Origin of the sequence: Streptomyces boluensis (assembly GCF_009908195.1) — a bacterium.
Classification (GTDB): Bacteria; Actinomycetota; Actinomycetes; order Streptomycetales; family Streptomycetaceae; genus Streptomyces; species Streptomyces boluensis.
The window spans coordinates 1-5,416 of sequence record NZ_JAAAHS010000454.1 but is presented as its reverse complement, the minus strand read 5'-3'; the positions used below and the strand labels follow the sequence as shown (position 1 = coordinate 5,416).

The following is a 5,416-nucleotide window of genomic DNA, read 5'->3' as shown; positions in this document are numbered from 1 at the left end:
GTCTTTTGGAGTGCGGTTGGCTCGGGTGCCGGTTCCTTGACTGGGCTGGGCCCATCGTTCTTCGCGCTCGGCGCCGGGGGTGCCGTTTGGTCGACTGGGCTGGGCCCCTCGTTTACGGCACCCGGCACGTGGGGCTGTGCCCACCCGTTCCGCCCAGCGGAACGATTGCCCACAGCGGTAGCGGTAGCTGTAGGGGTGGGAGAGGGCGTCGGGCCCGTCGCGTTGCCGGCCGATGCCTTTCGTACCGCCCGCCACCGCGTAACCGTGCCCATCACGAAGATCGTGAGGACCGTCAGGATCATCAACTGCCCTATGAACAGGCCCCAGAACAGTCCGTACCCCGAGAAGGCGGAGGCGGGGCTTGCGGGCCAGGCGCCCGCGATGTCGTGCGGTTGGGAGGCGAGGTGCCGTATGGCCAGGGGGGTTTCGGTGAAGGTGACGCCCTCGGGCCAGGCGCCCTTGGCGAAGAGGGCGGCCAGGCCGGTCGCCGTCCAGACCAGGAGCGTGAGGCCGAGGAGGAAGGCGAGCAGGCCGACGAGCAGACCGTCGGGGATGCCGCCGCCGGAGGAGCGGCCCTCGGTGCCGGAGCGGCTCTCGGCGCGGCGGTCCTGGTCCATGTCAGGCCACCGTTGCGTCCGGGTCGCCGAGTTCGGCGTACTGCTCCATGCGGGCCGCGCGTTCCTCCGCCTCGCGTTCGGCGGCGGCCATCAGGTCGTCGTGCGTGTCGACGGGGGACGACTCGGTCATGGCGCGGTCGGTGTAGACGAGGGGCCGTTCCATCTCGGTGATGAGGTGTTTGACGACCTGGACGTTGCCGTTGACGTCCCAGACCGCGATGCCGGGGGTGAGGGTCGGGATGATTTCCACCGCCCAGCGGGGCAGGCCCAGGACTCGGCCGGTGGAGCGGGCCTCGTCGGCTTTCTGGGCGTAGATCGTCCGGGTGGAGGCCATTTTGAGGATCGCCGCGGCTTCCTTCGCGGCGGCCCCGTCGACGACGTCGGAGAGGTGGTGGACGACGGCGACGAAGGACAGGCCGAGGCGGCGGCCGAACTTGAGGAGGCGCTGGAAAAGCTGCGCCACGAAGGGGGAGTTGATGATGTGCCACGCCTCCTCCACCAGGAAGATGCGCTTCTTGCGGTCGGGCCGGATCCAGGTGTGCTCAAGCCATACGCCGACGATCGCCATGAGGATGGGCATGGCGATGGAGTTGCGGTCGATGTGGGAGAGGTCGAAGACGATCAGGGGCGCGTCCAGGTCGATCCCGACCGTGGTCGGGCCGTCGAACATGCCGCGCAGGTCACCGTCGACCAGGCGGTCCAGGACGAGGGCGACGTCCAGGCCCCAGGCCCGTACGTCGTCTATCGCCACGTTCATCGCCTCCGCCGACTCGGGCTCGGGGTGGCGGAGTTGCTCCACGATGTCGGTCAGTACGGGCTGGCGCTCGACGATCGTCTCGTTGACGTAGGCGTGCGCGACCTTGAGGGCGAAGCCGGAGCGTTCGTCGAGGCCGTGGCCCATCGCCACCTCGATGATGGTGCGCAGCAGCGCCAGCTGGCCCGTGGTCGTGATCGAGGGATCGAGGGGGTTCAGGCGGATACCCGTGTCCAGGGCCACGGTCGGGTCCAGGCGGATGGGCGTTATGCCGAGTTCCTGGGCGATCAGGTTCCACTCGCCGACGCCGTCCTCGCCCTGCGCGTCGAGGACGACGACCTGCCGGTCGCGGAACCTCAACTGCCGCAGTACGTACGTCTTCTCCAGCGCGGACTTGCCGTTGCCGGACTCGCCGAGCACCAGCCAGTGCGGGGCCGGGAGCTGCTGACCGTACAGCTGGAACGGGTCGTAGATGTACCCCTTGCCGCTGTACACCTCGCGGCCGATGATCACGCCCGAGTCGCCGAGGCCGGGGGCGGCGGTCGGCAGGTACACGGCCTGGGCCTGGCCGGTGGACGTGCGCACGGGCAGCCGGGTCGTCTCCACCTTTCCGAAGAGGAAGGAGGTGAAGGCGTCGGTCAGCGTGGTCAGCGGATCTCGCATGGGCTTGGCGCCTCTACCTTCTGTGTCCCTGGGTGGCCGGGCTAGCGTCGGATGCCGGTCGCGAACGGCAGGGTGTTCACGAACGCCCGGTGGTGCTCGCGGTCGCACCACTCCAGCTTGAGATACGACTTGCCCGCCGAGGCCCTGATCGTCCGCTTGTCGCGGGCGAGTCCCTCGGGGGAGCGGGACGACACCGTGATGTACCCGACCAGGTTGACGCCTGCCGCGCCGCTCGCCAGGTCCTCGCCGCGCTGGTCCAGGCGGGAGTTGGCGGCGGCGTCGCGGGGGTCGACGGTGCGGTTCATCTTGGCCTGACGGCTCGCCTCCGCCTCGTCGTTGGTCTTCTCGGTCAGCATCCGCTCGATGGCGACCTCGGTGGGTTCGAGGTCCATGGTGACGGCGACGGTGCGGATCACGTCGGGGGTGTGGACGAGCAGCGGCGCCAGGAAGTTGACGCCGACGGGGGTCATCGGCCACTCCTTCACCCAGGCCGTGGCGTGGCACCAGGGGGCGCGGGTGGAGGACTCGCGGGTCTTCGCCTGGAGGTACGTGGCCTCCATGGCGTCGAGCTCGGCGGGCCAGGCGTTCCGCTTCGTCATGGCTTGGATGTGGTCGATGGGGTGGTCCGGGTCGTACATGGAGTGCACGAGCGAGGCGAGCCGGCCCTGGCCGAGGGGCTGGCGTACCCGGATGTCGGCCTCCTGGAGGCGCGAGCAGATGTCGGTCAGTTCGCGGGCCATGACGACGGCGATACCGGCGTCCTTGTCGACCCTGCGCCCGGCGTGCGGCCGGGAGGCGCGGGCCACGGCCTGGGCCTCGGCGGCGAGTTCGCGGGTGTAGTGCATGCAGGCCACGAGGTACGCGCGGTGCTGCTCGCTGCTGGTCGACACCATCGACTGGAGCTGGTCGTACGAGCCCTGCAGCCAGTCGGGCGACTTCTCGTCGCCGCGCACCGCGACGTCCTTGGCGTGCGCGTCGGGGTCGGCGGGCAGGGTGCGGGCGAGCATCTGGAGGCGGGTGACGAAGCCGTCGCCGTTCGCCACGTGCTTGAGGAGGGTGCCGAAGCGGTCGACGAGGGCTTCCTGGTCCTCGGAGTCGCGCAGTCCGACGCCGGGGCCCTCGATCTCGATGGCGGCGGTGACGGTACGGCGGTCGGCGTGCAGCAGGACCGCGATCTCGTCGGGCCCGAACGGCGCGGCGAGCCAGGCGATACGGCCGATGCCGGGCGGCGGGCCGACCTCGACCTCGCGGCCGTCGAAGCGGATGCCCGCCTCGGGCGCGGCCGAGCGGTAGGCGGTGCCCTGGCGGAGGCTGCGCTTGTAGGAGCGGTTGACCTCGAACCAGCGGTAGAACGTACGGCCCTTGTACGGCACGTAGACCGCGGCGAGGGCCAGCATCGGGAAGCCCATGAGCAGCACGATGCGGGCGGAGAGTACGGGGACGAGGAGTCCGCACATCATGCCGAGGAAGGCTCCGGCGATGATCATGGCGATCTCGCCGGTCTCGCGGTTCTTGCCGACGATCGCGTTCGGCCGCGCACGGCCGATCAGATATGTGCGGCGGGGCGCGACCTGGTGGGACTGGGTCGTCAACGCCCTTCACCTCCCGTGCGGTTGGTCGTTCCTCTGGAGCTGCTCGTGGGGCGGGAGCCGTGGCCGCCGGTACGGGGCGAGGGGGCGGCTCCGCCGCCGCCCGAGCCGCGGTTGCTGTGCGCGGCCATGCCGCCGCTGGCGGGGTTCGCGGGGCGGGCGCCGCCGCCGCCGCTGTCGTCGCCGCCGCGGCCGCGGGTGCTGTGTGTCTTGATGCCCTGCGAGACGAGGGCGGCGGGCGAACTGATCACGGCGGCGGCCTTGCCCTCGGCGCCCTGCATGATGCGGTTGTTGCGGCCGGCCGCGATCTCGTCGCCGAATCCCGGTACGAAGCGGTAGATCATCGCCGAGGCGAAGATGGCGAGCAGGATGATGGAGAGCCCGGAGACGACGGCGGAGAACGCGTCCGGGCCGTCGTCGCCGGAGAGCGCTCCGGCGAGCCCGAGCACGATGACGATGACGGGCTTCACCAGGATCACCGCGATCATGATTCCGGCCCAACGGCGCACGTGCGACCAGAGGTTCTTGTCGACGAGCCCCGCGTACACGACGGTGCCGAGCAGCGCGCCCACGTAGAGCAGGGCGGCCCGGATGACGAGCTCCAGCCAGAGGACGCCGGCGGCGAGGATCGACACGAGCGAGACGACGATCAGCATGATCGGTCCGCCGCCGATGTCCTCGCCCTTCTTCAGGGCTTCGGCGAACGACCCGAAGAATACGTCGGTCTGGCCACCGGTGGCCTTGGCGAGCACTTCGGAGACGCCGTCGGTCGCGGAGACCACGGTGTAGAGGATCAGCGGTGTGAACGCGGAGGCGATCACGGTCAGCCAGAGGAACCCGATGGCCTCCCCGATCGCCGTCGCCACCGGCACCCCGCGCACGGCCCGCTTGGCCACGGCGAGCAGCCAGAGCAGCAGCGTGAGGATGGTCGACGCGGCGAAGACGACGGCGTACTGCTTGAGGAACGTCGGGTTGGTGAAGTCGACGTTCGCGGACTCCTTCACCGCTTCGCTGAGCTTCTCGACGGTCCAGGAGGCGGCGTCGGCACAGCCCTTGGCGAGCGAGGAGAGCGGGTCGAGGGTGCCGAGGGCGTCGTCGGCGGGGGATTTGGGGGTGCCGGATTCTTTGCCGTTCTCGCAGTACTTCTTCGCCGGTCCGATGAGGAGGTCGCACGGGTCATCGGACGGCTTGGGAGTCGGCTCGGCTGCCGCGGGCGTTGCCAGCAGGACAGCGGTCGCTTGCACAGCTGCCATGGCGGCAGTGAGTGAGAGGGCACGGCTCTTACCGGGCATACGTGAACCCTCCGTACTGTTCGACGGCTTCGCTGATGTCCTTGGAGGTGGCGGCCGATTCATCGCCGGGCACTGGCGCGGGCCCGTCCTTCTGAGAGTCCTTGGTGATCTTCCAGTCCCCAGCGGTCCAACTCAGATCGAACGTCCAGGTCTTCCAGGTCGTCCGCACAGGGTCGGTGGAGTTCGAGCCGGACATGCCGATGAGGCCGGTGTACCAAACCGACACCCTGGCACGGTCGTTGCTGTACTGGGCAACCTTGGTGCCGACCGGGATCGTGCGAGAGACGAAGGTGCTCCCCTTCGGAGCCTTGCCGTTTTCGTCCAGGCCCATCTGGCCGAGGAAGTCCGGCGAGTAAGCCTTGTCCATAGGGCCCTGGAGCTTGGCAGCCGCGTCCCGTGTGTACAGCGAGTCGACGATGTCGTGACGTGTTCCCGTGCTGAACATCCCGTCAGACCCCAAAGCGGCAGCGTAATTCGCCGCAGCACTCTGCACCCCCTCCC

4 protein-coding genes and 1 pseudogene are annotated in these 5,416 nt (G+C 69.4%); all 5 read right to left on the bottom strand.

Annotated features, from left to right (window positions below; genetic code table 11):
- Positions 1-617 (bottom strand): annotated as a pseudogene (locus GUY60_RS39305) (type VI secretion protein); the annotation flags it as partial.
- Between the two features lies 1 nt (position 618).
- A complete protein-coding gene (locus GUY60_RS33560; RefSeq protein WP_161704797.1) occupies positions 619-2,034 on the bottom strand; it encodes an ATP-binding protein in 1,416 nt (471 codons plus the stop codon).
- 41 nt (positions 2,035-2,075) lie between these two features.
- The gene (locus tag GUY60_RS33555; protein ID WP_161704795.1) at positions 2,076-3,626 is read right to left on the bottom strand and encodes an SCO6880 family protein; all 1,551 of its coding nucleotides are present in this window, start codon (positions 3,624-3,626) and stop codon (positions 2,076-2,078) included.
- On the bottom strand, positions 3,623-4,915 hold the full coding sequence (locus tag GUY60_RS33550; protein ID WP_161704793.1) for a hypothetical protein: 1,293 nt from the start codon (positions 4,913-4,915) through the stop codon (positions 3,623-3,625). The genes GUY60_RS33555 and GUY60_RS33550 overlap by 4 nt, the downstream gene beginning before the upstream one ends.
- Positions 4,905-5,416: DUF8175 domain-containg protein (locus GUY60_RS33545; RefSeq protein WP_512700849.1), on the bottom strand; the 512-nt coding region annotated here is incomplete at its 5' end. The genes GUY60_RS33550 and GUY60_RS33545, both read right to left, overlap by 11 nt.

What these genes read in the sequence shown, in the direction of transcription:
- GUY60_RS33550 (WP_161704793.1), bottom strand. Translation starts at nt 4,915, where the DNA reads ATGCCCGGTAAGAGCCGTGCCCTCTCACTCACTGCCGCCATGGCAGCT.
- GUY60_RS33560 (WP_161704797.1), bottom strand. Translation starts at nt 2,034, where the DNA reads ATGCGAGATCCGCTGACCACGCTGACCGACGCCTTCACCTCCTTCCTC.